Raw genomic sequence first — 532 nt, 5'->3', positions numbered from 1 at the left:
TCGACCCTCGTTGACAGTTCGAGATACAGAAGCCGACGAAGGTGTCTCCCGACGGATGCTTCCTGCTTAAAAGCCCGGCGCCGGTCGCCAATCAACAAATGATGGGTACGGTGCGCCGTTGAGGAAGGCCAGAAATACTTCCACAACCTGGTCAGCCATGAACCATTCATCTGAATGCATAGAAATGTTGCCCGCCCGGAAGACCAGAATGGTGCCGTCCGGGCGCACGGGTGACGGTTTGTCGTGGAATGCTCTCCACCGTTGTGCAGCGAAGTCGAAACGCTCGATCATGCAACTTGCGCCGCCGCCCGCTACCTGCACATAGCTACCACTAGCGTCAGTCAATGACGCATAAGAAAACTTGCCATAGCTTCGCAGTGATTTCAGTGCATGAGTGACCTGTCGGGGAGTTGGCGCGATGACTTCCGCTTTCCCTCCGATGTTGAGTTTCATTTGCTGAATTGCTCCGCTTCATCCAACCGGACGTAAATCCTACCAGCAGCAATGCTCCGCGCTGAATGGCCGCTGACGG

General features: G+C 55.5%; 1 protein-coding gene. It reads right to left on the bottom strand.

Annotation, left to right across the window (positions count from 1 at the left end; genetic code table 11):
• Nucleotides 1-66: 66 nt before the first annotated feature.
• Complete coding sequence (locus tag WS75_RS33035; protein ID WP_082729770.1) at nt 67-453, bottom strand: hypothetical protein; 387 nt, start codon at nt 451-453, stop codon at nt 67-69.
• Nucleotides 454-532: the final 79 nt, after the last annotated feature.

The sequence above is a fragment of the Burkholderia sp. FL-7-2-10-S1-D7 genome, from assembly GCF_001524185.1.
Lineage (GTDB): Bacteria > Pseudomonadota > Gammaproteobacteria > Burkholderiales > Burkholderiaceae > Burkholderia > Burkholderia diffusa.
This window is presented reverse-complemented; position numbering and strand designations above follow the sequence as displayed.

Coding starts and splice junctions, on each gene's coding strand:
- WS75_RS33035 (WP_082729770.1), bottom strand. CDS start 453: ATGAAACTCAACATCGGAGGGAAAGCGGAAGTCATCGCGCCAACTCCC.